The 26,772-nt window shown below is 34.1% G+C and carries 22 protein-coding genes, 1 tRNA gene and 1 pseudogene; 14 read left to right on the top strand and 10 right to left on the bottom strand.

Annotation, left to right across the window (positions count from 1 at the left end; translation table 11 throughout):
* The first annotated feature begins 709 nt into the window (after positions 1 to 709).
* Positions 710 to 1,531 carry a bifunctional hydroxymethylpyrimidine kinase/phosphomethylpyrimidine kinase gene (gene thiD, locus LEP1GSC049_RS208455; protein ID WP_016561200.1) on the top strand — a complete coding sequence of 274 codons (822 nt, stop codon included), beginning with the start codon at positions 710 to 712 and terminating at the stop codon, positions 1,529 to 1,531.
* 423 nt (positions 1,532 to 1,954) lie between these two features.
* Here the strand turns inward: thiD and LEP1GSC049_RS208450 are convergent, their stop codons facing one another.
* The 6 genes from LEP1GSC049_RS208450 to hisB all read right to left on the bottom strand — a co-directional run bounded on the left by LEP1GSC049_RS208450 (position 1,955) and on the right by hisB (position 7,960).
* Positions 1,955 to 3,778: a DUF885 domain-containing protein gene (locus tag LEP1GSC049_RS208450; RefSeq protein WP_025186098.1), complete on the bottom strand. Its 1,824-nt coding sequence runs from the start codon at positions 3,776 to 3,778 to the stop codon at positions 1,955 to 1,957.
* Between the two features lie 357 nt (positions 3,779 to 4,135).
* Complete coding sequence (locus LEP1GSC049_RS0207520) at positions 4,136 to 4,660, bottom strand: hypothetical protein (RefSeq protein ID WP_016748263.1); 525 nt, start codon at positions 4,658 to 4,660, stop codon at positions 4,136 to 4,138.
* Between the two features lie 24 nt (positions 4,661 to 4,684).
* Positions 4,685 to 5,899 carry a vitamin K epoxide reductase/DsbA family protein gene (locus LEP1GSC049_RS208445; RefSeq protein ID WP_004753504.1) on the bottom strand — a complete coding sequence of 405 codons (1,215 nt, stop codon included), beginning with the start codon at positions 5,897 to 5,899 and terminating at the stop codon, positions 4,685 to 4,687.
* Positions 5,900 to 5,988: 89 nt separating this feature from the next.
* The gene (hisA, locus tag LEP1GSC049_RS208440; RefSeq protein ID WP_004753486.1) at positions 5,989 to 6,714 is read right to left on the bottom strand and encodes a 1-(5-phosphoribosyl)-5-[(5-phosphoribosylamino)methylideneamino]imidazole-4-carboxamide isomerase; all 726 of its coding nucleotides are present in this window, start codon (positions 6,712 to 6,714) and stop codon (positions 5,989 to 5,991) included.
* Complete coding sequence (gene hisH / locus LEP1GSC049_RS208435; protein WP_004754987.1) at positions 6,711 to 7,343, bottom strand: imidazole glycerol phosphate synthase subunit HisH; 633 nt, start codon at positions 7,341 to 7,343, stop codon at positions 6,711 to 6,713. Before hisH ends, hisA begins: the two co-directional genes overlap by 4 nt.
* Positions 7,340 to 7,960, bottom strand: a complete 621-nt coding sequence (gene hisB, locus LEP1GSC049_RS208430; protein ID WP_004755283.1) for an imidazoleglycerol-phosphate dehydratase HisB — start codon at positions 7,958 to 7,960, stop codon at positions 7,340 to 7,342. Before hisB ends, hisH begins: the two co-directional genes overlap by 4 nt.
* 73 nt (positions 7,961 to 8,033) lie before the next feature.
* Between hisB and LEP1GSC049_RS208425 the strand changes: the two genes are divergently transcribed.
* Positions 8,034 to 8,117: transfer RNA gene (locus LEP1GSC049_RS208425), tRNA-Leu, on the top strand.
* Between the two features lie 12 nt (positions 8,118 to 8,129).
* On the opposite strand, the gene LEP1GSC049_RS208420 is transcribed toward LEP1GSC049_RS208425, so the two are convergent.
* On the bottom strand, positions 8,130 to 8,900 hold the full coding sequence (locus tag LEP1GSC049_RS208420; RefSeq protein ID WP_016561208.1) for an LA_3696 family protein: 771 nt from the start codon (positions 8,898 to 8,900) through the stop codon (positions 8,130 to 8,132).
* Positions 8,901 to 10,152: 1,252 nt separating this feature from the next.
* Here LEP1GSC049_RS208420 and LEP1GSC049_RS208415 point away from each other — a divergent pair.
* From LEP1GSC049_RS208415 to LEP1GSC049_RS208400, 5 genes and pseudogenes are all read left to right on the top strand, one after another.
* On the top strand, positions 10,153 to 10,353 hold the full coding sequence (locus LEP1GSC049_RS208415; protein ID WP_004754893.1) for a hypothetical protein: 201 nt from the start codon (positions 10,153 to 10,155) through the stop codon (positions 10,351 to 10,353).
* Positions 10,281 to 10,516: pseudogene (locus LEP1GSC049_RS2000000228595) on the top strand (hypothetical protein). The gene LEP1GSC049_RS208415 and the pseudogene LEP1GSC049_RS2000000228595 overlap by 73 nt, the downstream one beginning before the upstream one ends.
* Complete coding sequence (locus tag LEP1GSC049_RS208410) at positions 10,494 to 11,162, top strand: rhomboid family intramembrane serine protease (RefSeq protein WP_004756665.1); 669 nt, start codon at positions 10,494 to 10,496, stop codon at positions 11,160 to 11,162. The pseudogene LEP1GSC049_RS2000000228595 and the gene LEP1GSC049_RS208410 overlap by 23 nt, the downstream one beginning before the upstream one ends.
* 698 nt (positions 11,163 to 11,860) lie before the next feature.
* Positions 11,861 to 12,295: an NUDIX hydrolase gene (locus LEP1GSC049_RS208405; protein WP_004754261.1), complete on the top strand. Its 435-nt coding sequence runs from the start codon at positions 11,861 to 11,863 to the stop codon at positions 12,293 to 12,295.
* Positions 12,296 to 12,306: 11 nt separating this feature from the next.
* The gene (locus tag LEP1GSC049_RS208400; RefSeq protein ID WP_004756711.1) at positions 12,307 to 13,338 is read left to right on the top strand and encodes a carbon-nitrogen hydrolase family protein; all 1,032 of its coding nucleotides are present in this window, start codon (positions 12,307 to 12,309) and stop codon (positions 13,336 to 13,338) included.
* A gap of 239 nt (positions 13,339 to 13,577) precedes the next feature.
* Here LEP1GSC049_RS208400 and LEP1GSC049_RS208395 read toward each other — a convergent pair whose 3' ends face one another.
* Together LEP1GSC049_RS208395 and LEP1GSC049_RS208390 are read right to left on the bottom strand one after the other, a co-directional pair.
* A complete protein-coding gene (locus LEP1GSC049_RS208395) occupies positions 13,578 to 14,819 on the bottom strand; it encodes a hypothetical protein (protein ID WP_016561215.1) in 1,242 nt (413 codons plus the stop codon).
* A gap of 100 nt (positions 14,820 to 14,919) precedes the next feature.
* Positions 14,920 to 15,525, bottom strand: coding sequence for a hypothetical protein (locus LEP1GSC049_RS208390; protein WP_004756749.1), 606 nt, complete (start codon positions 15,523 to 15,525; stop codon positions 14,920 to 14,922).
* Positions 15,526 to 15,565: 40 nt separating this feature from the next.
* Between LEP1GSC049_RS208390 and prfA the strand changes: the two genes are divergently transcribed.
* On the top strand, positions 15,566 to 16,630 hold the full coding sequence (gene prfA / locus LEP1GSC049_RS208385) for a peptide chain release factor 1 (RefSeq protein ID WP_004756754.1): 1,065 nt from the start codon (positions 15,566 to 15,568) through the stop codon (positions 16,628 to 16,630).
* A gap of 58 nt (positions 16,631 to 16,688) precedes the next feature.
* Positions 16,689 to 18,191 carry an aminotransferase class I/II-fold pyridoxal phosphate-dependent enzyme gene (locus LEP1GSC049_RS208380; RefSeq protein WP_004768656.1) on the top strand — a complete coding sequence of 501 codons (1,503 nt, stop codon included), beginning with the start codon at positions 16,689 to 16,691 and terminating at the stop codon, positions 18,189 to 18,191.
* A gap of 660 nt (positions 18,192 to 18,851) precedes the next feature.
* Here the strand turns inward: LEP1GSC049_RS208380 and LEP1GSC049_RS208375 are convergent.
* Positions 18,852 to 21,005, bottom strand: coding sequence for an MASE1 domain-containing protein (locus LEP1GSC049_RS208375; protein ID WP_004755095.1), 2,154 nt, complete (start codon positions 21,003 to 21,005; stop codon positions 18,852 to 18,854).
* 31 nt (positions 21,006 to 21,036) lie between these two features.
* Between LEP1GSC049_RS208375 and pabB the strand changes: the two genes are divergently transcribed.
* The 5 genes from pabB to LEP1GSC049_RS208350 all read left to right on the top strand — a co-directional run bounded on the left by pabB (position 21,037) and on the right by LEP1GSC049_RS208350 (position 26,699).
* Entirely contained in the window at positions 21,037 to 22,812 is a 1,776-nt protein-coding gene (gene pabB, locus LEP1GSC049_RS208370) for an aminodeoxychorismate synthase component I (RefSeq protein ID WP_004754934.1), read from the top strand.
* Between the two features lie 47 nt (positions 22,813 to 22,859).
* Positions 22,860 to 23,405, top strand: coding sequence for an RNA 2',3'-cyclic phosphodiesterase (thpR, locus tag LEP1GSC049_RS208365; protein WP_004753600.1), 546 nt, complete (start codon positions 22,860 to 22,862; stop codon positions 23,403 to 23,405).
* 49 nt (positions 23,406 to 23,454) lie between these two features.
* Positions 23,455 to 24,114, top strand: coding sequence for a leucyl/phenylalanyl-tRNA--protein transferase (aat, locus tag LEP1GSC049_RS208360; RefSeq protein WP_002155406.1), 660 nt, complete (start codon positions 23,455 to 23,457; stop codon positions 24,112 to 24,114).
* A 74-nt stretch (positions 24,115 to 24,188) separates the two neighbouring features.
* Positions 24,189 to 24,470, top strand: coding sequence for a hypothetical protein (locus tag LEP1GSC049_RS208355; RefSeq protein WP_004756729.1), 282 nt, complete (start codon positions 24,189 to 24,191; stop codon positions 24,468 to 24,470).
* 177 nt (positions 24,471 to 24,647) lie between these two features.
* A complete protein-coding gene (locus LEP1GSC049_RS208350) occupies positions 24,648 to 26,699 on the top strand; it encodes an AMP-dependent synthetase/ligase (protein ID WP_004755019.1) in 2,052 nt (683 codons plus the stop codon).
* The last annotated feature ends 73 nt before the right edge of the window (positions 26,700 to 26,772 follow it).

Consider the following 26,772-nt stretch of genomic DNA (forward strand, 5'->3'; position numbering starts at 1 on the left):
TTGTGGGTAAGGTTATGGCTCTCTATGAATCGCGTTGGAAACTCAACACAACGCTTTCCTAAGGGTCGCGTTGTGGAGTCAAGTTATTGAAATTAAAGAAATTGAATGTATAACTATAGTACACAATAACTTGACTGGAGCTGAGAGCCTGTTCCATTGAATCTTTTTTTCAGACTATTGGTGGGATTCGCCCGGTTTTTTTTTATGTCTAATTCACGTTCATAAGAATTTACGGCATTCAATTTTAAAGATCAGTAATTTTCAAAAATGAAGAACTCCGCAAAAATTATAGTATGAAAAAATGGTTAAAAAAACATGAACTCATAAAAAGAAACAAATCTATGGGAACTACTTCATAACTATTTTTGTTAAAAATTTGCAAAATGATTTTAGACGAATTGATTGATTTCTATTCCATTTTAGGAAAATATCTAAAGAAACTTCTATAAAATGAATTTTTTATGATGATAGTCATAAAACAACAAACTCTTCTGAATTAGTGAGCATGATCGTGCAAAAGGATAAAAAGCATGACCCGCAAAATAGGTAAAATTCTAGATTTGAAACCAAAGATTTATCTTAAAATTCAGAACATTTTATCTAAGATCTAATAAGATTGTTGTTTTAAGATTTTAAATTCGTTTTTTAAGTTTTATATTAGTACTTAATAATTAATAAATTTATTTAAAAAATATATTAGAGAAATTGAATGGAATATGAAAACATCAAGCCGGTCACATTGACAATCGCAGGTTCGGACTCTGGAGGAGGAGCCGGAATTCAAGCAGATTTAAAAACGTTTACAGCTCTGGGTACTTTCGGAACTTCCGCAATTACTTGTCTGACTTCTCAAAATCCTTCGGGTGTTACTGGAATTTTAGAAGTAGATACAAACTTTTTAGAAAAACAAATCTTGGCGGTTCTAGATTACTTTCCAGTAAAAGCAATTAAAACCGGAATGTTATTTTCTATATCCATTATCGAAAAAACGAGTTTTCTTCTTTCAAAGAGAAAGAAAGAGGAAAAAAATTTTTTCTTAGTAATCGATCCAGTCATGGTAGCGACAAGCGGCGCAAAACTTTTGCAGGATTCGGCAATTGACGTTTTGTTAACAAAGTTAATCCCGATTGGAAACTTAATCACACCCAACCTAGACGAAGCTGAAATTCTTTCCGGAAAAAAAATACACACAAGTGCGGAGATGCCTGATCTTGCAAAAGAAATATTCGAAAAATTTAAAGTTCCAACTCTTTTAAAAGGAGGTCACTTACAAAACGAAAAAATTGCTATAGACGTTTTGTACGACGGTAAAAAAATTTCTAAATTTGAAAAACCGTTTGTAAACGGGTTTTATCCGCACGGCACAGGATGTACATATTCTTCCGCAATTGCCTCTTATCTAGCTCGAGGAGAAAACTTAATCGATGCAATTGATCATGCAAAAGAATATTTACATGCAGCTATCGAACAATCCTACATTGCGGGAAAAGATAAAACTCTGAATCATACTCCGTTATTTCATAAAACTTAAAGTTACTTTCAAAACATTTTAAAAAATAAGACATGTAGTTCATTAATCATGAAAGAACATTCAAAATCAATAAACTATTTTAATAAAGTATAACCATCAGGACTTAATGTTCGTATTTTACTATTCGTAAGTATGAAAATAGAATTAAAAATTAACGGTCGATTTTGTAAAGATCCAGAAGTTTTCAAAAACTGCGTCTAATTTGAAATTGTCAGCTTTTTTGAAGAAAATTCCGCATTCTAACTTTTAAACTAAACATAATATTAATTTTATACATTTGAATAGTATCAGAACTTACCAAAAGATAATAACCGAATTTGTTTAAGAACTCTATAAAATCTAAAAATTCTTGATTAGAATTATCAGATAAAATCATTGTTTGACGACTAACATCACAACAAATGATCTTATAGAAGTTCCAATTTATTTTTTTTCCTGGTTGTTTAACAATTCATCTTGTATAAGTTTTTCTAAAATACTCAGTGGTAGAGAACCATTGTCCAAAACCACTGAATGAAATTCTCGAATATCAAAAGTTTCCTTTTTACGAGTCTTTACTTTCTCTCTGAGTTCTAAAATTTTCAACATTCCGAGTTTATAAGAACAAGCCTGGCCAGGATAAACTATATATCTTTCTATTTCTGCGGTTACGTCTTTTGGAGCCATTCCAGTATTTTGTATCATATAAGAGATCGCGTGTTCCCTACTCCACCTTTTATAGTGTAGACCTGTATCGACTACGAGTCTAACCGCACGGAACAATTCCGCTTGAAGTCTTCCTAAATCCGAATATGGATCTTGAAAAAAATCGTAGTCTTTTGCAAGTCGTTCCGCATATAAGGCCCAACCTTCTACATAAGCTGTAAACGTAATTGTATTTCTAAAACGAGGAAGGTTTTTTAATTCCTGCATGATTGCAATCTGTAAATGATGTCCAGGAATTGTTTCGTGATACGTCAATGTTTTCATACCAAATTTAGGAATTTCCTTTGTATCTCGAAGATTTGCATAAAAAACACCTGGTCGAGAACCGTCTAACGCTGGTTCGTCGTAATACGCTCCCGGTGCGGTTTTCTCTTTAAAGACTGGAATTCTTTCTACTTCAACCCTACTTTTCGGCATTCTGAAAAACAAAGGTTTCGTTTTTTCTTCAGAGTGTTTTAGAATTTTATTATATTCTTCTAAAGCCTGAAGTTTACCTTCTTCGTTGTCAGGAAATAAAAATTTAGAATCCTTTCTAAGTTCAGACATAGCAATTGGAATAGGCTTATTTTTTCCGATCTTTTTCAAAATTATTTTCATTTCGTTTTGAATTCTAGAAACTTCGGATAATCCTATATTATGAATTTCTTCCGGAGTCAATTCGGTCGTAGTATGTTTTTTTAATTCGTGAATATAATAAAGATCTCCGTCCGGAAGTTTCCAAACTCCAGCCCTCGAATCTGCGTGTCCTTTTTGTTCTAAAAAAAGAATTAGTAATTTTGAATATGCAGGATATACTTTCGATTCAATCGATTGTTTGACTCGTTCTAAAGAACGATTCTGAAAATCCAAGGAAACCGAATCGATCTTTTTTATTTTCTTTTCAAATGTCGTATAAAGAAGATTTTCCTTTGCCGGAACCGTTACAAACCCATTGACCTCCGAGATCAATCGATCTAAAATAAAATTGGGTGGTAGAATACCATTTTTATCCCTAAATAAAATTCCTTCTATAAGTTGATCTATCTTTTTGGGAACAGCTTCCAATCTTGCGATGTAATCTTCTACATCTTGAGAAGATGTGACAGGATGTTGTGTAGCTAAAAAAGTAGGGAGCTGATTTTGAACTCCAAATAGTTGATTTGCTGGATAATCGTGAAATAAAAATCTTTCACCGGAAATTTTTAAACGAAGAGACCATTCTAGAATTTCAAAAGAAAGTAGTTCTTGTCCTGATAAATCTTCTTTTCCATAAGATAAAAGAATTTCCAGATTCTTTTTTGTTTTTTCTAAGTCTTGTTCTTGTTTTTCGATCGATATATCGGTAAGTTTTTTTTGATAACTTCCAATTCCAAAACGATTCAGAATTCCAAGAGAAGTTAAATATTCCGGATCTTCTAAAATTGATTCCCAAAAAATTTTTTCATAGAATAACCCAAGTGTAATAGGTTTAAAAAAAATCGTATGTAAAATCAGAGTAAACGTTAAGGAAAATAAGATTAAAATTCCAAATAGAATCTTTTTAAAAACAGAAAATTTTGACATAGTAAAAACAGAATTCGCAAAGTCCGAGAATATGAAAGTTCTATTTTTAGAAACCTTTATAAAATCGAAAAACACCAAAACTCAAATTTTTACTTTTTCCGAATAAAAACACATTACTCAAACAACAATTCTAAATTATTATTTAACTTGAATTAACGCGAAAGGGATCGATGCGGAGTCAAGTTATTGAAATTAAAGAAATTGAATGTATAACTATAGCATACAATAACTTGACTGAAGCTGAGAGCCCGGTCCCGCCTGTTTCATTGAATCTTTTTTTACAGACTATTGGCGGGATTCGCCCGGTTTTTTTTATGTCTATTCACTTTATTTATTACTTTAGTAATAAATAATTTTCTAAACTAAAGGAAGGATGACCAAAAAAATAAAGGAAATCAACAAAGTCCAGATTCCTGCGGAAGACAAAGAAAACCAAAGAGAGTTTTGCCATCGGATCAAAGGAACGGCAACAAATAAAATCATTCCGAAATAGGAAAAATAAGGGGAACGATCATAAAGACGTTTTTGCCATTCTATAAATCCTTCCTTAAAATCCTTTACATCTCCTCGAAATTTCAGATCTAAGATCAATTCTCCGATCCAACCAGAGATAGAAAATACGAAAGTCCACACAAAGAATAAAATCGATACCAAAAACGGAATTTTTTCGAAACGAGTCAAAATATGAACCACGAGTAGAAGCAGACTCAAAATAGGTAAGATCGGATAGAGAATTTTAGTTCTCAAAAATTTACTTTCGGCAATATAACGAAAAAAAGATGTTGAGTTTGAAGATTGAAAAGATCCGCAAAATAAACATTGGATAGATTCCGCTAAGATATGCGTACCGCAATTCCTGCAGAATCGTTTTTCGTTCTCCATACTTTCTAAAATAAAAGATCAACTCTAATTGATAAGTTGCCGAATCAGTTGATGCAAAAAATCAACGTTAGGCGTTCCACTTTTTGGAAGAGGTTTGTTGTTAATGAACAAGGTAGGAGTCGAATTGATTTTCAGTTTTTCGGCCTCGTCTACTTCACGATTGATCTGATTTCTAATTTTTATAGAACTCATACAAGATCTAAACTGATCCATATTCAGACCGTTTTTTTCAGCGAGACGAGTAACGGTTACCGCAGTGTGCATCACTCCGGCTTCGTTATCATCGTAAAGACCGGTATAAACCGGATAAAACTTTTTCTGCTCATTGGCACAAAGCGCCGCGCTCGCAGCCACACAAGAACTCGCTTCGGGAGCCTTTCTTCCTACAAGACGATTACAATTTCCATCTAAAGGAAAATTTTTATAAGCGACTTTAATAATTCCATTATACTCGCTTAAGAAAGATTTTAAAATCTTACTCGTATGCATACAATGACCACAATTAAAGTCTGCGTATTTTACAATTGTAATCGGTGCATTTGGATCGCCTACAACTGGAACGTCTTTCAAATCGATGGAAACCGCTGGAGTTGTTCCAAATTCTTTCAATTGTTCCGAAATAGACTTTTCTCCATTGGCAGTTCCGGATACAAGTCTTGCTCCATTCGTAGAAATTTTTCCTCCGTAAAGACCGAGAACAAAAAAGGAAAGTATAACGATAATAAAATTGAAAAAATTTCCGTTTAAAGAGTTTAAAACGGCTCCAACCGATTTATCCGAAAGAGATTTAAATGCGGAAAAATTTACGGCGAGAAGTAGAATCGTCACCACATACGTTGCAACACAAAGACCGCATAACGCTTTAATTACTCCAACGGAAAGTAAAAATAATCCTAAGTCAGCAGTAAGGCCGAGAATTAAAACATAAAACGCTAATCTAAGATTTGCTTCTGCAGATTCTTTTTTGATTTCCGACAATACAAAAAGAAAACCTACAAAACCATAAAATAGAAAACCAAACAAAGCAATCGGAATATCTCCTAAACCAGGGACGTTTCGAATTGCAGAATAAGCGCTTTCGGAAACCTTATCGCAAGAACCGGATTCGCTCAGTGTGTTGCAAATTGTTTCTCCTATTGAGCTAGGATCGCCGTAATATTTTTGGATGAGTAAAAAAGAAAAAATCAGCCCTAACACGGAAAGTATGATCGATATTTTATTTTTAGAAAATTGATTCATGAATATCCCAGATCTTGTAAGATAGATTTACCTTTATGTATGGTTCCTTTTCAGATGGAAAGAAAAATCCAATTCTATTTTTTGTTTCCTTAAATAGAAGAAATCGCTTCAGCGAGATCCAACTTCCCTTCGTATAAAGCTTTTCCAGTGATCACTCCGTAGAGAGGAATTTTAGTTTTGAGAGAAGAAAGATCCATCAAATCCTTGAGAGATGCAATTCCACCGGAAGCAATCACTTGAAACGGATAAGAATTTAATATTTCTCTATATGCTTCCAGGTTCGGACCTGCGAGTGTTCCGTCTTGAGCAATATCCGTAAAAACAATATGTTCAATTCCTGCTTTTACAAGCCGTTCTAATAAATCTCTGTAATGAATACCAGAATCTTCTTCCCAACCTGCAATTTTTACAATCCCGTCTCTTGCATCAACTGCGACCACAACTCTTTCTTTTCCGTAGTTATCGAGTGCGTATTTCAAAAGATCCGGATTTGTAACGGCGGCGGTTCCAAGAATAAAACGATTGATTCCTATTTTATCGTAATATGACAGTTTTTCTTTATCACGAATTCCACCACCTAACTGCACTTTGAGGGAAGTAGTCTCTCGGATTTTCAAAATAGAACGTTCATTGATACCGAGCTGATTTCTAGCGCCGTTCAAATCTACAAGATGAAGCAAAGTAGCCCCATTCTTAGCAAAACTTTCTGCAAGTTTCCAAGGTTCGGAAGAATAGATTTTTTTTTCTTCGTAGTTTCCCTTAAATAAACGAACCGCACAATTATCAAATAGATCTATAGCAGGAATTACAATCATACGAAACGAATAAAATTCTCCAAAAGTTTAAGTCCATGAGTATGTGATTTTTCGGGATGGAATTGTGTTCCGAAAATATTATTTTTTTCTACGACGGCTGGAAATTTTTCCTGGTAATAATCACAAAGCCCGGTGATTGCATTTCCTTCGGCGTCGGTAGGTCTATAGGAATGAATAAAATAAAAGAAAGATTGATCTCCAATTCCTTTTAGAAGAACACTTTTATCTTTTCTACGAATTTGAAGGCGATTCCAACCGATATGCGGAACTTTAAAATCTTTTCCGTGAAATTTTTTGATCTTACCTTTGATATATCCCAGACCTTCGATTTGTTCTTTTTTTGAACCTTGAGCAATCTCTTCTGAAGATTCAAAAAGAATTTGAAAACCAATACAAATTCCGAAAAGAGGTTTTCCAGAAGTTACGTGTTTATCAATCGTTTCTCGAAGTCCGGTCGAATTCAAGTTCTCCATCGCTTTATCAAAATGTCCGTCACCCGGTAATATTAGAGCTTTTGAATTTTCAATCGTTGAATGATCCTTTGTAAAAACAAAATCCTTAGTATAAATAGATACGGCTTTTAAACAAGAATGAATATTTCCCATTCCGTAATCTAGAATGGCGATCATTCTAAAACACCTTTAGTGGAAGGAATTGCGCCTGCGGACGCAGAGTCTTGTGCAATCGCCATTCTGAGAGCTTTACCTAAAGCTTTAAAAATAGATTCGTGAATATGGTGTTTGTTATCTCCGTAATGAACAACTACGTGTAGATTCATCTTTGCGTTGAGAGCAAGCTTTTGTAAAAATTCTAAAGAAAGTTCCGCATCATAAATTCCGAATTTACCCGTTAGTTCAGGTCCGGTATATTTAAAAAAATATCTACCACCTAAATCCACGGCTACGGTAGTAAGAACTTCGTCCATAGTAAGAGTAAAATGTCCGTATCTAAAAATTCCAGTCTTATCACCTAACTGTTTATGAATTGTAGTTCCCATTAAAATCGCAGTATCTTCCACAGAATGATGACAATCGATTTCAATATCTCCTCTTAACCAAAGATCCAAGTCGATCAATCCATGTTTGGAAATATGTGAAAGCATATGTTCGAAAAAAGGAATCTCTGTATCGAATTGATATTGACCAGTTCCTCGAAGATTCATTTCCAATTTGATCTCGGTTTCGGAAGTTTTTCTTTCTGCTTTCATTCTAACTGGATCATAGAATCCGATCAACTTGTCTGTCAATGAATTCCAAAATAATGGATGACGGAAAAGCCAAACCTATCGAAATTGTAGGAGCAATTTCTCACTATAAATCGCCGAAGTGGCGGAATTGGTAGACGCACTGGCTTCAGGTGCCAGCGACCGCAAGGTTGTGGGGGTTCGAGTCCCTTCTTCGGCAAAAATAAAATCATTAATTTATTATTTTTCCAATAGTAGCAGAAAGCGTTGCAACTCCCAACATGCCAGCTAAAATCCAACGAGTTTGAACAGAGATAGTTTTGTGAATATCTACAATGGACTTTTGTAATTCTAAAAAATCGGTTTTTGTTTCTGCTCTAAGTTCTGCAATTTCAGTTTTTAACTCTGTTTTAAGGTCTGCAATTTCAGTTTTTAACTCTGTTCTAAGGTCTGCAATTTCAATTTTTAATTCTGCTCTAAGTTCTGCAATTTCGGTTTTTAACTCTGTTCTAAGATTAGCGATTTCGGTTTTTAATTCTGCTCTAAGATTAGCAATTTCGGTTTTTAACTCTGCTCTAAGATTAGCAATTTCGGTTTCTAAATCAGAATAAAAATCTCCAAGTTCCTTTCTAATTTTAGCCGTTTCCATTTCGAATTCAAATTGAAGCTTTAGAATTTTAGAATTTACTTCACTGAAATTTATTTTCATTTCGGCACGAAGATCTAAAATTTCTCCTTGAAGGTTCACAATTTTAATAGCCACTTCATAACGAAGCTTTTCAATTTCTCCCGATAGAGTCGTTTTTACCTGTCTTATTACAAAATCTACCTGCGAGATCTCGGACTTTAAAAAAGCTTCATACTGTTGGAAACTAATTTCAAGAGTCGCATTCTTTGAGGCAGTCAATGCTTCTTCTAAAAAAGCCAAAAATTGATCCCTTCCTTCAGGACCCAATATCTCTTCCATTTGATTCGGAATTTTATGGATTAAGTCCAGCAGCATAATTTACTCCTTTACTTGATTGAGATTCAAGCGATTTTTTCTCTGCTAGTACAGTTCTTGAAATGGAAGAAACGGATTTTAAATAGTTTAGGATTTAGTAAAATTTCTTTAAAAAATTTTTATTTTTCTAAAAAATTAAAAAAATATTGAAATTTTAATATTAGAATTGTTGAAAAATTCCATAATGCAAAATTACTTCCATTATCCATTTCAATACAACTAAAACATATGGAGAATTAATTTTTCAAAAACTCTATTTTATTATGAATTGAAAATCTCATTTTATAAAGCCGAAGTTTCACCAAAGCTATATAATAAATCACTTATAATTCTGAGCTAAATCCAAGTGGTTGGTTTAAAATTTAAAAAATATCTTATTGTCTATAAGTTACTAATTTCTATAAAATTGAGTACCGTTAATTTTATCGCAGAACATTATTTTAATGTAAAATATTAAGTATTTAATCTGAGAGTAGAATCTTTTCTAAGGTTTTATTACGAAAGCGCATAAAAGTGAATCGTGGATTTTACGAAGATGTAGAAGCTATTCATTGTGGTATTTTAAAATTTATAACTTTTTTAAGTGAGATACTACATTTTAACCTTTACTGATAAAATTATATAACAAATTTCTGATGTTTGAGATTCGAACGGATCCTTGTAATAAAAACTCTCAATGCTTTATTAGATAGTCTGAATAAAATAAACTCATAGTACTATTTTTATATATTTTTGCAATAAGCGTAGGAACTCATACAAAAATCATTAAAATTTTGAAATGAGTTATAGGTTATTATTTTCAAATTTTAATATGAATTTCAAATAACTCTTGGAGTAAAACTTGAAAACAATTACTCAGAACTGATATCAGAGTTTGTTTCAAAACCTCAAAGAATTTTACGCGATAATTCCTTAAAAATTTTTAATCAAATGCAGTATGCAGTAGTTCCTACATTTTTATGAAACTCAATGCATCGTTTCTATGGTCGCTCGAAGTAACTAAAGCGTCTCACTCCCCATGGGTCGTTTGACAAGTCGCATTTGGCAATTTGCGAACTTTCAAGCAGTTCTCTAATGTCGTTAAATTTTCGTAGTAGTTCCTACATTGGACGGTTTTGGGACAAGTCCATCATAAAATATCCAGCATTTTGCATTGAAATAGGATTTTTTAAAAAGAATTTATAATGTTCAATTTTTGAGACCGTTCCAAAGCTATAGGTTTCTTTAAAAATTTTGGTTCTTTTAGAATTTTATGGAAGCTTTTGGACAAACTCTTTATAGATTCTATAAAAAATTCATCCAACGGAATCAAACCGATTGGTTTTTAATGAAACAAAATCCTGAGTTAATTGCAATCGATTGGGAAAATAATTTAAAAATATCAGAAAACGTTTCCATGATTCCTCTCAATTTAATCTGGATCCGACCGAAAATAAAATTATCTCTAGAATAATCGTGGAAATTACGGACGCGATTCTACATTACTGGATTCGGGAATAAAGGATAGGGAATTTTAAAATAGAATGATTATCGAGTTAAAAATCATTTTAAAATCATATCTAATTCGTCATTTCTCGAGAGGACAAAAACGCTTTGATTCGAATTCTTCTTTTTGAATTTCCTTTAACTACTTTTTTCGTTTTTTTAATGGTAGTAACTTTTTTTATCGTGAATGTTTTCCTTCCTGAACATTTGATTCGACAGTATTTTTTAAATCATCCGGGGCAAATCCAACCTTTTTCTTGGATCGGAGCTGTATTCTATCACGGAAGTCTAATACATTTATTTGGAAATATGTTTTATCTTTTTTTCCTTGGAAGAGCAGTAGAATACAAAGCCGGAAAAGGAAGATGGCTTTTGTTTTTCTTTATGGCGGCTTTGATCTCTTCTTTATTGGATTCTTTCATCCGAGGAGTAATTTTGCATGATTCCACTCCGGTTGTAGGTGCATCCGGCGCGATCTCCGGAATCGCAGCAGTAGCCGCGCTACTCTCCCCTTTTTCACTTCGTTTTAATCAAAGGAACATTCCATTTCCGGTTTTTTTAATCGCTTGGATTATGGTTTATTCGGACATTACCAATGTATTTACGGAAGACGGAGTGGCACGTTGGGCACATTTAGGCGGTTTTATTTCCGTAATTTTTGCAGCTTATTTTTTAAAACCGACGGAAAGAAAACAACTTCATTCTGGTTTTATACTTAATTTAATATTTATTATTTTAACTTTAATTCTCGCATTTTTCTATTCAAATCGATCTTAGAGTTTAACTGTTGATTTGATAATTTTCAAATCGATAGTTAAACAACTTTGAATATTCGATCAATACTTAATTTATAGATCCGAGTAAAAACAGAAATAAACCTCATATTATTCAGAACTACATAATAAAAAACCTATCCAGTAGTTTACACTTCAATAATATAAATTCAGCAAAAAATAAGGGCGAATCCGGCTTGCCATTAGGCAGCCGGACCGGGCTCTCAGCTCTGGTTAATAAATTGCATGAAAGAAACGTAATACAGAATTTCGTTTTTAATTACAATTTATTAACCCCGCATCGATCCCTTTCGCGTTAATTTGAACTATAAAATTTTTTAACAACTCTCATATTAAAAGAAACATTGAAAATTTCACAGCCAAATCTAGATTCCTATATGTTTAGCCCGCCAACCTCTTTATAAAAGTTTACTTCTTACGCCAAACTTGTGTTAGTATTACTACTAATCTTATAAAATTGAATACCGTAAATTTTTATTGCAAAAACCTGTTTTAAAGCAAAATATGAATACTTTGTTATATAGTTCTGAGTAACACAAAGTATTGGAGATTCTGTTATATAATTCTGAGCAATATGAGTCGATTATACTTCACGATCAAATTCCTAAAATAAAGAACCAAGATAAAAATGATTGTCAACAAGGAAAAAATATTAGCCCTTGTAGGAAAACCGGAGAATGAATGAGCAAACACGGCTTTTTTCAGATTACCCAAAAACTTTTCCTAAGAAAAGGAGACGAACTTTTAATTCTCAGAGATCGCAAATCCGGTTTAGGAGATCTTCCCGGCGGAAGAATGAATGAGGATGAATTCTTTGAAGACTGGAGTCTTAGCATGCAACGCGAGATCGAAGAAGAATTAGGTTCGCAAGTACAAATTAGAGTTTCTCCAAAACCATTGTTCATTCACAAACACAGAGTCAACGAAGGAAATTTTCCTTGTATCATTATCGCTTATCACGCGGATTATCTAGGAGGGAACATTATTCTCTCCGATGAACACGATTATATCACATGGGAAAAAGTTCAAACCTACGAACCGAGTCCCTTATTTACCGAATATATGCTCGACGCAGTAAATCTATATCTCAAGGAATACGCTTCTTTAGTGCATTAGAAAAAAAGAATATGATTCTATTTTGGAAAAACGTAGTTGCCTCATTCATCTTAATTCCTATCTTTTTAGGAATCGCTTATATCTTTTCAGGAAAACAAATTTCATCGGAACAATACAACACTCTTCCTCGTAAAGAATATCAAATTTTAACAAATGGCTACGATAGAAACGCAGGAAACGTAGTCGTAATTCAGCCAGAATGGAGATTGGAAAATTTTTCTTCCGAAGAAAGATTTCTTAAATCTGTGGAGGCCCCTCTAAAACAAGCTAAACAAAATGGACTTTTAAAAAAGAATACTTTAGTCGTTTTTCCGTCTCATACTGGAAGTTTTTTGTATTTTTTAAATTCCCGCCAAGAAGCTTTTAAAAAAGCAAACCTTGAAGAAGCATTCCATTTTATTAAATTAGAAATTCTTTTTAAATCTATATTTGGATTGAACACGGAACAAAAATCGAACCCTAGTTCTACATATTTAAGAATTTTTTCCAATTTATCCAGGACCTACGGTGTCTATATTTTACCGGGTTCGATTTTAACTCCGATTGAAAATTCAAATCCTGAAAATCTTGATCTCAAAATTTGGCAGGAAGTAGTTTATATTTTTGATCCAAACAAACAAATCTCTTTTAAAGAAAATGTATTAACTAGAACTCCTACGGCAACCTGGAAGAAAAACTTAGCCACTTTCCAAAAAGTAGAAATGGAGCCTAATGGAATCGAAGACAAATCACTAACAACTTATCAACTTCCTTTTGCAAGATTCGGAATTTTTTATCTGGATGAATTTAAAAACCCTGAATTTCAGGAAAAAGTGAAAAAAACCTTTGTTTCAAGAGTAATCGCGTTAGGCGAAAATCCCTCCGAAACGGATCTAAAAGAATGGGCTATAAAATCCAATTTAGAATCGACGATTCGAGTCATTCCTTCGGGTTCTTTTTTGGATAAAACTTACGGAGGAGGAAGTTATATCAAAACTAGATATGGTTCTTCAACTCCGGGAGTAAACAGCAGAGAACCTCTAATTTTAAACTTGTTTCTATAATTTAAAATATTTTTATATAAAAGAATTATAAATTTACTAAAATCTAATATTTCTAATTTACTAAAATTTTAAATAAAACAGCCTTCACATTGATTTTTGAACTTATTGCAAAACTTAAGGATTACGAAAAATTGGTGCTGGATAACTATTAGAAAATTCGCAAACATTCAATTTGAGTTCCTACATTTTTGAAAACTAAAGCGTCTCACATCGATCCCTTTCGCGTTACTGAACTTATGTTATTTATTTCTTACTTCTTCGTAGAGTTTCCAGATACTCCAATCCTCGGGCTGAAAATCCAATTTGCTAAGAAATAACTGTCCCGGTTCCGCTTCGCAAACGATTCGATCATCTCCCGTTAAAAGAACACGTTCACATAAAATCGGAAGATTTTGACTTTTTTTTGCAGGCCCCCAAAGATGTACCTTTCCAGAATAACCGGACAAGAACTCATTTTTTTTAGATAACTTCCAAGGATTGATTTCTTTTCGACTAACGGTAAAAAGTTTTGTGATTACCGGTTTGGTTTTGGAAGAAAAATTGATTCTTCTTAGATGTAGTTTACCAATTTCTCCACCGATGTAATAAGCGCTTTCCCCATTTCCATAATATAGAATTGGACTGAGAATATCCTTATCTATCTTTTCCGCCGTTTTTTGGAAAGGATGAAACCAATATAAATTATAAGCACCCGCATTTCCTGAAAAAATTAAAAAAGAATTTCCCGAAGGATACATTAAAAAACGTGTTTTTAAATTAGGAAAAGGTGATACGATTTTTTCTTTTTGCAAAACAAGAATTGGTTTTCTAGGCTCGACCGTTTTTTCTTCGTAAAGATTATCATCAACGAAGTAATAAATTTTTGATCCATCAGGTAAAATAGATCCTCGACTTTTACAAGAGACCTGAGCACCTGCTTCATAAGAAAGACTAGAATCTTTTAAAGAAATAGCTACGTATCTACAACCACCGGAAGCCTGCATCGTGTATTCAACCAAAGCATAATTCGCATTTTGAGAAAGGGAAAGATTAGAAGGAATCTGATCCAAACTCCTGGAATTATTTTCTCCCGCCGCGAGATCCTGAAAGAAAATCTTTTGGTCTTCAGTCCAAACAAGTTTTAAGCGATCGTTTGAAAATTCTATGATCCGAGCGGAATCCGGAGCTTCCGCAGAAAGAAGTTCATCTCTATCCTTAGGAAATTGAAGTTTTTCCTTCAATCTTTCCGAAGCTTTTTCGTATTTTTCCTGTTCGACTAGTTCTTGAATTTCTTCGATAAAAGTTTCGTGACTACTTTTACAAAAATTAAAAAAGGAAATCGCAAATAAAGCTAGAATCGTATTTCTTTTTATAAAGACCTGTTTAAGAAAAAACAAAATATTGCTGTTTTTTATCTTTTCATAAAAGAACAAATAGGTTCCAAAAAAAATTGCAAGAAAACAAGGTTCGATTTTATTTTTCAAGATAGTTTTAAACTTCATAATATACTGATAGTCCAACTCAGAAACTTTTTTTATTTTGTATGATAACGCGTTACGTTATTATACAAATTTCCGGGACAATAAAAAATTTTTTCTAAGTCTATTCTTCAAATCGACCCGTAAATTCCAATTCCTTTTGAAAAAGTTCACTAGCTCTTCGACCAGTAGTTTTTGTATCTAGAAAAGAAATTCCTCCGTTTAAAACAGCGCCGATATATGGTAACCAATAAAACTTTGAAGAAGAATTTCCACTTCTTTGAAACAATTTCCATCCCAAATGAAATCCGATTGAACGAAAAATTTCTAAAGTAGCCGGTCTAACGAGTACTCTGGTACCAACGTCTCTCACGATAGAACGAATCAAAGCGTGATTTTTATCCGGAAAAATACAATAACTCATAATCTCGGGAGATACTTGAGATTCTTTTCCGTAAAGAGCAGCAATATCTTTTACGAGATGACCTTGAATTCTATAGAATAAGATCATTTCCGGTAATAAAGTCAAATAACCGAGATGTCTTTTAGAAATAGAAAGCCCAAGCCCGATTGCACCAGCTCGAATCGAAGTTTTTTGAATACATTCTTGAATGAGTTCGGAGGGATTTCCTACGGTTTTGCCAAATGGACTTCGATATCCTCTAAGATCGGTCAATAAGGATAGGAATTTTTCAGAAAAAACTTCTGCGAAGGAAATATGGTTTTCCATAGAGTGCGTTGATTTATAAAGGAAAGGTCGAGTTCATTCAATGATAGATAGACTTGAAAAAATACAAGAAAAATACCTTCGAATCAGCGAAGAGTTAAATCAAGCAAAAGATCCTTCTTCGCTGAAAAATCTTTATAAGGAAAGATCGAGACTCACTCCTCTTTATCTCAAAGTAGAAGAGTATCTCAAAATCTATAAGGATAGAAAAGACGCAGAAGAATTGATTCAATCCGAAAAAGATGAAGAAATGCATTCTATGCTTAAAGAAGAAATTAAAGAAGCAAACGTAAAGTTGGAAACTCTGGAAAAAGAATTCGAAATTTTACTTTTACCTCCAGATCCAAATTCGGGAAAAAACATTCTCGTGGAAATCAGAGCCGGGACCGGCGGAGAAGAAGCAGGATTATTTGTCGCAGATTTATTTAGAATGTATTCTAAATTTGCGGACAAACAAAAAATCAAAACCGAGATTATAGATTCTTCTCCAACCGGAATCGGCGGTCTAAAAGAAATTATTTTTGCTTTGGAAGACGATCGCGCCTACGATCTTTTTAAATTCGAGGGCGGAACACATCGAGTTCAAAGAATTCCAAGTACTGAATCAGGAGGAAGAATTCACACAAGCGCCGTGACGGTTGCGGTTCTTCCTGAAGCAAACGAAGAAGAAATTCAAATTAGTGAAAGTGATCTTAGAATTGATGTATATCGCTCCTCGGGCGCGGGAGGTCAGCACGTAAACACTACAGACTCTGCGGTTCGAATTACTCATATTCCCACTGGAGTTGTAGTCGCATGTCAGGACGAAAAATCTCAGCATAAAAATAAGGCGAAGGCATTGAGGATTTTAAGCGCTCGAATTCTAGAAAAACAAGCCGAAGATAAAAAACAAGCTTCAGATGCGATCAAAAAACAAATGATTGGAAGCGGAGATCGTTCTGAAAGAGTAAGAACTTATAATTTTCCTCAAGGTAGATGTACGGATCATAGAATCGGTTTTACGAGTCATAACCTTTCTGCGATTATGGAAGGAGACTTGGACGAATTGATCGGAGCCTTAACAGAAGAAGATAGGGCTCGAAAAATCTCCGAAACTCAAACACATTAGAATTTTAATAAGTTTGCATATAAAAAATTCACAATGAATGATTACTGGAATCCATAAAATGTTAAAAGAAATCAATGAACCACACAGAACACTTTGCGGAGAAAGAATTCCATTTGAGAACATCCACGCGGTTTCCGTAAGTCTTCCACAACTGTCAGACGTAATTGGTTACGAAGAAAAAAGAACAGAAACTCTTTCTAGATTGAAGTCCGGTTATCCTAGGTTTGTCGCACATTCTTATATAGCCAGAATTTTAGACTACAACAGAGATACAAAAAAAATCAACACACCTCAGTTTATCGTTTCTTCCAAAAAAGCTGCAAACTGGATCGTACAAAAATTCTCCATTCAAAACTTTGAAATTATTGAAGACGAAGGAATTACAACCTTAGTCATTTCAGATTTAAAAGATTTAGAAAAAGAAATCCTTTCTTTCATTCAACACACTGGATGTCTTGCTTCTTCTAGAATGGCGGAAGATTTTCTTTTAAAAAAAGGAATTCTACAAGAAATTTTTAGGGAGAAAGTTGAAAAAGAAAATCCGGTCGATAAAATTCTTTCTACTCTATCTTCTTTTTACGGAGATCTAAATCCTGAGATACTTCTTTCCGTTTCCGGAATGAACGGTGTCTATTCTGCTTTCGAATCTTTGAGCCAGATTCAGCGGAAAAAAGGAAAAACCATTTGGGTTCGTTTGGGTTGGTTATATGTTGATAATATTAGAATATTAGAAAAATATACAAAAGATTCTTATGTAATCCACAACGCTACCGATCTGGAAGAATTGGAAAGATTTTTAAAACAAAATTCAGAACAAGTCGCTGGAATTATAACGGAATGTCCCACCAATCCACTTCTTTTGGTTCCGGATTACGAAAAACTCAAATCTATTGTGGATCATTATAAAATTCCTTTGGTCGTGGATATTTCCGTGGCGGGATCGGCAATAATTAACATTCTTCCTTATGTAGATGTAGTCGTGGAAAGCCTGACCAAATTCGCCTGTGGAAACGGCGACCTTATGATGGGGGCCGTGGTATTGAATAAAAATTCAAGTTGGTTCTCCGAAATTCTTCCGCTATGCAAAGAATGGATTGAAAAACCATATTTCAGAGACTGTGAAAGACTAGCTTATGAAATCAAAGATTATGAAAAAAGGGTTTTTAAAATCAGTGAGAATGTTAAAAAACTTGCAGATTTTTTTTCAAAACAACCCGGTATTAAAAAAGTTTTTTGGACAGGGTCTGCAGATTCCTTTAAAAATTTCCAAAAAATTACCAGACTTCCAAATATACATTCTGGAGTTTTATCGATTGAACTTTCAACTCCATTAGAAAAATTTTATGATCGACTTACTTTATTAAAAGGACCAAGTTTTGGCACCGAATTCACTCTCAACATGCTTTATGTTTATCTAGCTCATTACGATTTAGTAATTCAAGATGAAGGAAGAAAATTTTTAAAAGAAAACGGGCTCGATCCGAATTTAATCCGAATTTCCGTTGGGACTGAAGATCCAGAGCTTTTAATTGAGGAGTATAAAAAGGCGTTGGAAGTTTAAGTAATCTTAATATACTAATTTAAAGTATAGAATTTGTTTGTGGAAGTTAAAAGGAATCTAGATAAAATCCAAAAAAAATCGTCGTCTAATTAGATTTTTGCATAAAATCGCAGTTTGTAATCATTACAAAAATGGAAAAACTATTCTATACAGAAATTCCTTCAGCGTAAATTCAATACGAAGAAAAAAATTTTTACTATGAAACATGAAAATGTGGGAACTGCTGCTTTTTATAATCACAAAATTTTAGAACAATCATCTTTGAATCCTCAATAAAACATGTGAGTTCGTGGAGAAATCCATGATTCATTTTTCTGAAATGTGGGAACTCTCACAAATCACGATTTTACGAATAAATTTTAAAATTGTAGGAACTACTACTTTTAAAAATTCTTTCTTGTTTCCTTATGCTGAACTCACGTTAAATCTATAGGAGTTCCTATAGATTTTGTCTCCTTAGAAACGTCTAAACACATCTTTCATGATTTAAATCGTATGAGTTCCTACAATTTTCAAAATGAAGGGGCTGTCCAAAACTTTAGAACAATCATTAGAATTGTTGAAAAATTCCATAGTGAAGATTCGTAAAATTGCTTCAATAAAATGCGGTAGTTCCCACATTTCACTTTTACGGAAAAATGAGCTTACATAAAAAATATTTCAGGCTAAATTAACCGAAAGAGGAATATGAATTTTAAACTGAGTTCCTTTTTTAGAGTCGGATGAAAAATCAATCTTACCACCCAATTGTCTCACAAGTATATTCACAAGTTTTAACCCAAGCGAATTAGAATCCTTCAGGTCAAAACCGAAAGGCATACCAATTCCATTGTCTTCAACACGCATTTCTAAATTTTCACCTGACTTAGAAAATGAAACCCTTAACTCCGGCTTGTTAGGAATCGATCTATCTTCCGGAAAAGCATACTTTAAGGAATTTGAAACTAGCTCATTGATAATCAATCCGATCGGAATCGCACGATTAACTGTAATATCCAAAGACTCTAATAAAGTAACTAACGCAACTGAATCTGATTTTCCATAAACTTGGAAAAGTTGATTTAAAAGTTTTTCAATATAAACGGAATATTGAATTTTACCCAAATTCTCAGATTGATAAAGTTCCTCATGAATCATGGACATAGTCCTGAGTCGATTCTGACTTTCTATAAAAACAGAAAGACTTTGTTTATCCTGTACGTAATCGGATTGCATGGACAACAAAGAAGAAATCACTTGAAGATTATTTTTTACCCTATGATGGATTTCCTTTAACATAACCTCTTTTTCGTTCAGAGAAAGTTGCAACTTTCTTTCCGCGGATTTGATTTCTGTAAAATCAAGAAGGGTCACAATCACACTAGAAAGAGAAGATTCAAAACCAGGCGGAACAGACCAGCGAATTTTAATGTCTAGTCTGGTATTGTCCTTAACTCTAAAACCAACTTCAACTTCGTAAAAATAAGATTTTTCACGGATCTTTCTTAAAACTCTTTTAAAAACTTTGAAGTTATCTTGACTGAAAAAAAATCTCCAACCTTTATAAACCTCATCTACAGATCCGACCCTCAATAAATTTACGGTTTCTTGATTTACTCCGATCACTTGGATTGAATTAAAACAATGTCGAACAAAATCGGGACGTGTTTCAACATAATCGGTAAAAATATCTCCCTGAATATGAGAAGGAAGACAATCTAAAACCCGTTTGAGTTCGGAATAATCCGCTTCGATAATTGCGACGGGAAGATGTTCAAACAATCCCATATACCGAATCTGACTTTTTTCAAGAGCGGCTCTTGCTTCATTTTTTTCTTGAATTTCCTCTCGAAGAATTTCATTAGAACGAAGAAGTTCATGGGTTCTTTCTTCCACTTTCTCTTCCAAACTTTGATGAGAAATTCTAAGCTGATCTTCCACTTCTTTTCTTTCATTCACCATACTTACAACAAGCAAACTTGTGATGGATAAGACCGCGATAAAGAACTGAAGTAAAATACTAGACTCTCCAATAGATCCTACATCGAATCTCGTAGGAATTGTTCCAAAGATCGCTACTATGATCGAAGAAACAATAACTGCCAAACTACTGACCCGTTCTCCCAGTCGAAACGCAGACCAAAGAATCAGAGGAATCAAAACATAACCTAAGGAATAATTGAAGAAAAAAACCGAAGCAGTTAAATCGAATGAAGTAAGAGAAAAAAATATGATTAAAAAAAGTAATACCGCAGATTCAAAAAATTCTTTCCATCGAAATAACTTGTACGGACCTCTAAACCAAAAAAGAATAAACGGTGCTCCTACATAAACTCCAAGCACTTCTCCCACCCACCCAGTCAACCAACTCTGGCGAATTGAAGATAAGTCGATCTCTCCTAAAAAGTACATCGAAACCACAGAACTAGTTGTATTAATTACACATACAATCGCTTCTAGAAAAATAAAAAGAAATACAAACTGAGTACGATCTGAAATTTTATATCCGGGAATCCTACGAGTAAGAACGGCCTTTCCAACATAACTTTGAAGTGCAGAAAAAAGACCGATTAAAAAGCTAAGATATAAATTATTTTCGGAAAATACATCCGTTCCAAAGTTAAAAAGAAAAGAGGCTAAAAAAATTCCTAAGACCGCATAATTTCCAAAAAGTAAAGTGCAACCAAGCGCCGCTCCAGAAGCAGGCCAAATCACGAAAGTATAACTCGGATAGATCGCAGTCTTTTTTCCAATCAGCGCGAGAATATAATAGATCATTCCGGAAATAAAAACGATTCCGCAGATCTTTAAGATTTCTTTGAAACGAAGAGACAAAATGATCAATCCAAATTAAATTTGTTCTATAATGAGAATCGAAGAACTACTATTCTCTGACCAGCCTTTTATGATTTTTGACGAAGGATTCCATCCTTTCGGAAAAATTATCTTCCGCAATCCAATTAAAACGATCGAAGTTTATCATTTAGATACACTGTTAACTTCTCTTAACGAAATAAACGTCTATATAAAACAAGGCTATCACGTAGCCGGTTTTATTTCTTATGAGGCAGGTTATTTTTTTTCCGACATGAATTGGAAAGAAAACGATACCGTTTTGCCGCTTTTATATTTTGCGGTTTTCCAAAATCCCGAAAAATTCTCCGAACTTGAAACAGGATCCTCTCAAAATTATGGCTTTTATATTTCTTCAATCCCAAATCGTAAAACTTATTTTGAAAATCTAGATACGATTCGAACCAAACTTTATCAGGGAGAAGTTTATCAGATCAATTATACCGATAAAATTTTTTTCGATTTTGAAGGAGATATATTATCTTTTTATAAAACACTATCCGAAAGACAACCAGTTCCCTATGGGTCTTGGATTAGAGCTCACGATTGGGATATACTTTCTTTTTCGCCGGAACTTTTTTTTGAAAAAAAAGAAAAAACTCTGATTACAAAACCAATGAAAGGAACCTATCCAAGAGGTAAATCACCAGAAGAGGACAAAAAAAATGCTCAAGCACTTATCAACTCCGACAAGGAAAAAGCAGAAAATCTGATGATCACAGATTTAATGCGAAATGATCTCGGAAAAATTAGCAAAGAAGGAAGCGTTCAGGTTCAAAACTTATTCTCGGTCGAAAAATATAAAACGATCTTTCAAATGACGAGCACGATCCAATCGGAACTCTCAGATTCGATTGAATGGAAAGATATTTTTAAAGAACTTTTTCCGGGTGGATCGATTACTGGAGCTCCAAAGTTCAGAGCGATGCAACTGATTCGAGAATTGGAAAAACCCAGAGGAATTTATACCGGAGCAATCGGAGTGATTCAACCAAACCAAAACGCAGTTTTTTCGATCGGAATCCGAACCTTAGAATTAAAAAAAGGAAAAGGAAATATTGGAATCGGTTCTGGAATTACTTGGGACTCCGATCCTGAAAAAGAATGGCTTGAAATTTTAGAAAAGGCGAAATTTTTTACGGAAGCTTCCAACAAGTTCTCCCTTTTTGAAACTATACTTTATAAAAATGGAATATTTTATTTTCAGAAAGAACATTTAAAAAGGATCAAAAATTCAGCTAAAAAATTCGGATTTCCTTTTTCCGAACAAGAATGGGTTTCTTGTTTGAAAAAAGTTTCCACAAACTGCCGAAGTTCGGATTCTTATCGAGTAAAGATCAGTTTAAATTCTCTCGGAAAATTTACATATGAATTTGAAATACTCGAAAACTTTCCCAAAAAAGGAACATTAAAAATATGCAATGTTTTGATGAATTCTTCTTCCGAATTTAGAAAACACAAGACAAATCTAAGAGAAATATACGATCAAGAAGGGAAACGTTCTAGAGAAGCGGGTCATCTTGATATTTTATTTTTAAATGAAAAAAAAGAAATCACCGAAGGAAGTATCAGTAATATTTTCGTAAAAATCGGAGATTCTTATTTTACTCCTCCGATGTCTTCAGGTTTACTTCCCGGTATTTTTAGAAACCGTCTTTTAAAACGGAAAGGATTTTACGAAAAAACCTTTTCTTTGGACGACTTGTTTCGATCGAATTCTGTGTTTCTCTGTAATTCTCTTAGAGGAATTTTAAGAGTAAAAGAAGTTTACAATTTCATAAAAGAATAACGTGGGAATCTAGTTGCGTAAACCCAAAGGAATTCTAAACTTTAAGTATGAGAACCTTTCTCGGAATCTCCATTCCAGAAGAAATAAAAGAACAATTAACTTCGATTTGTTACGGTCTTCCAGACATTCGATGGGTTCCGAAAGAGAACTTCCATATCACCTTAGTATTCTTAGGCGAACAACCCTCCGAACGTCTGGACATTTTATCCGACTTTTGCTCCGAAATATCTTTTACCGAATTTGATCTGAGTTTAAAATCAGTGGGAACTTTCGGAAAACAAAAATCTCCTTCTATCCTTTTTGCAGCTGTAAAACCTTCCATCGAACTTTCACAACTTCATAAAACCTTAGATTCCGGAATTCGCAAACTTAGTTTTTCTATAGACCGACAGAATTATCAGCCTCATCTTACGATCGGTCGTTTTAAAAATTCGAACGAAACAAGAGTAACTATGTACTTGGAAGAATTCGCAAATTTTGTTTCTTCCAATTTTAGGGTTTCCGAATTTCATATCTATTCTTCTAGAACATCCTCAAACGGACCGGTTTATTCCATCGAAGAATCTTTTTCACTTTTACCGTCTAAAATATGAAAGTACTGAATTATAAAGTTTCAGAATGTTTTAAAATAGGAAACAAACCTTGAAAGACTTCTCCGATTTTTTTCGAAACCCTCACGTTTGGGATCGAGAAATTGTAGCGGTCGGAGGTGATCTTTCTCCCGAACGACTTTTATACGCTTATAAGAACGGTATTTTTCCCTGGTCGGACCAACCGATTCTTTGGTACTGTTTGGACCCGAGAAGTATTTTCGATCTCAATAAACTACATGTTTCCAAACGATTAAAAAGAAAAATCAATCAAAAACGTTATACGATTACATTCAATCGTGCATTTGAACAGGTGATGCGATGTTGCGCTTATCGTCCGGGCGAGGATACTTGGATCACGGATCTTTTTATCAAAAGCTACACCGAATTTCATAAACTTGGTTATGCTCATTCTTTAGAAGTTTGGGACGAAAATGGAAAGTTAGGTGGAGGAGTTTATGGTATTGCAATTGGAAATTTTTTTGCCGGTGAATCTATGTTTTCTTTCATTCCGGACTTTGGAAAAATAGGACTCTTTCATTTATTCGAAACTTTAAAAAAAGATCATTTTACTCTGTTTGATACTCAGCAACTCAACCTAGTCACTCTAAGTCTTGGAGCTTATCAAATTCCTAAAAAAGAATATCTCAAACGATTAGAATCTGCCGTAGCTTCCGGGAAAAAATGGAATCCCTCCCATTTCGTTCTTTAAAAAACGTATTTACATTTTTACTGAGGATGTTGGAGTTCTCCAATCAATCATTCTATTCAATAGGAAATTTACAAATGACCCTTTTTAAGAAAATTCTTATCCAACTTTTGATCGCCGCGATGGCTTTAACCGGATTCTCAGCACTCGTCGCAGAAGAAACTTCAGAGACCCCAAGTGAACAAACGGAAAGTTCGAAAGAAACTAAATCCGAGAAAAAAGGAAAGAAATCTAGGAAATCCAAAAAGTCAAAGAAAGCCAAGAAATCAAAAAAATCCAAAAAAGAAAAAGCAGAAAGTAAAAAAGAAGAAGCTGCTCCCGCTTCCGAGTCTTCTACTCCTGCAGGTGAAGAGCAATAATATCTTCCCTCCGTCTATCTTTAAAAGATAGACGGACTTTTCCCTTTCATCTTTTTGCAGCGCACCTTCTAAATCCCTTCCTAAAATTTGATTGACTCTTTTAATTTTTCTCTTAGTTTAATCAGCCTTTAAACTACCGAAATCGTTTCGGTAAAACTCACTTAAGAGGAATTGAAAATGTATAAAAACCTCGCGGATATGTTGATACAATCCACCGAGAAATATGGAGATCGACCTGTATTTTGGAGTAAAGGAGAAGATAAAGAATTCCATCCAACTTCTTATAACCAACTTTACGACATGGGTATAGCACTTGCCGAAGCACTCATTGAATTGGGATTAAAAGCAAGAGAACATGTCGGAGTGTTGGCGGATAACAGACTAGAATGGATATTGACCGATTACGCGGTTCAATTTTCCGGAGCTGCTAATGTGCCAAGAGGAACGGACGTTACTGAGTCTGAGTTGGAATATATTCTCAACCACTCGGAAGCAAAAATCGTTTTTATCGAAAACGATAAGATGCTGGAAAAATACAACAAGGTTAAATCAAAACTTCCTAAAGTAGAAACGATCATCATTATGGATAAATCTTCCTCTGCAAAAGGAAAACATATTCATAAAATTTATGATCTGATTGAAGAAGGAAGATCCCTTAGAGCCAAAGGTAGTAAAAAAGCCGAAAAAAGGATCGAGGAAATTAAACCGGAAGATCTTTTTACTCTCATTTATACTTCCGGAACCACTGGAATGCCCAAGGGCGTAATGTTGATGCATTCTAATATGATTCATCAAATGGTCCACGTGGTCCCTATGCTTTTGACGGACATCAAACCTACGGATAGTATGCTTTCTATATTACCAATCTGGCATATATTTGAAAGAGTAAACGAATACGGAGCTATTTCGAGTGGTATTCAAACCTACTATACAAAAGTAGCCGATCTCAGAAACGACCTCGCGAAAGCAAAACCTTCTTTTATGGCTTCTGCCCCTCGCGTTTGGGAGAACGTTTACGCGAATATCTACAATAAAGTAAATGATCCAAAACAAACTCCTACAATTCGCAGGATTTTATTTAAACTCGCGTATTTCTTTTCGAAACACTATAATGCTTCTAGAAGATTTTTAAATGGATTAGAGGTTGATTACGAAAACAGAAATATATTAAAATCTCTTGTTATCGGAATCAAATCTCTGATTATCCTTTTGCTAACAGGTCCTTTTACGTTAAGCGCCATTTCGATTCTGGCTTATCTGACCATTCCTGTTTATGGGGCTCATCTTCCGAATTGGATTTTCTTTTCTTTGGCGGGTTTGGGACTTGTTTTTAACGCAAAAACTTTAGATACGATCGTTCTTTCTAAAATCCGCGCCGCTACCGGAGGAAGATTGAAAGCGTCTCTATCGGGTGGCGGGGCGTTACAATCACACGTGGATAATTTCTTTAACGATATAGGTATGCTCGTTTTAGAAGGATACGGTATGACCGAAACAAGTCCCGTGATCTCGGTAAGACCTTTTGTAAAACCGATCATTGGTTCCGTAGGTTTTTTAGTTCCTAAATCCGAACTAATCATCAAAGACGAAAACGGTAACGTGTTAACTCATATCAATGATCAATTTGAAGTCCTGGCGGGTAAATTAGGGCAAAAAGGAATTGTATTTGTAAAAGGTCCTCAAGTGATGAAAGGTTACTATAAAAATCCCGAAGTCACTAAAAAAACCATCGTAGACGGTTGGATGAATACCGGAGATATAGGGTTTATTAATTTCAAAAAAACCCTTACACTGACGGGTAGAGCCAAAGACACAGTAGTACTGTTAGGTGGAGAAAACGTAGAACCGGTTCCAATTGAAAATAAAATGGATGAATCTCCATTTATTAAACAATCCATGGTAATCGGTCAGGATCAAAAAGTTTTAGGTGCGATCATCGTTCCTGATATAGAACACTTAAGTGTTTGGTGTAAGGAAAACGGAATCGATCCTTCTAAAACCGATGAAATAATCAAAAATCCTAAAGTGATCGACTTTTATAAAAAGGAAGTTCGTAACTACAATAGTACTAAAACCGGGTTTAAGTCTTTTGAACAAGTTCAACACGTTATCTTAGCTAAAAAACCTTTCGAGGTAGGGGACGAGTTAACCAATCTTCTTAAGATGAAACGTCACGTGATCACTGAAAAATACAATAAAGAAATTAAAAAAATCTACGAAAAAGACTAAGTCTTTTAAATTTAATTTTTTAAAAAATAAAAGCTCGGAGTTTTTTACTTCGAGCTTTTTTATTATGCGAAAT

The sequence above is a fragment of the Leptospira kirschneri serovar Cynopteri str. 3522 CT genome, from assembly GCF_000243695.2.
GTDB classification, from domain to species: domain Bacteria; phylum Spirochaetota; class Leptospiria; order Leptospirales; family Leptospiraceae; genus Leptospira; species Leptospira kirschneri.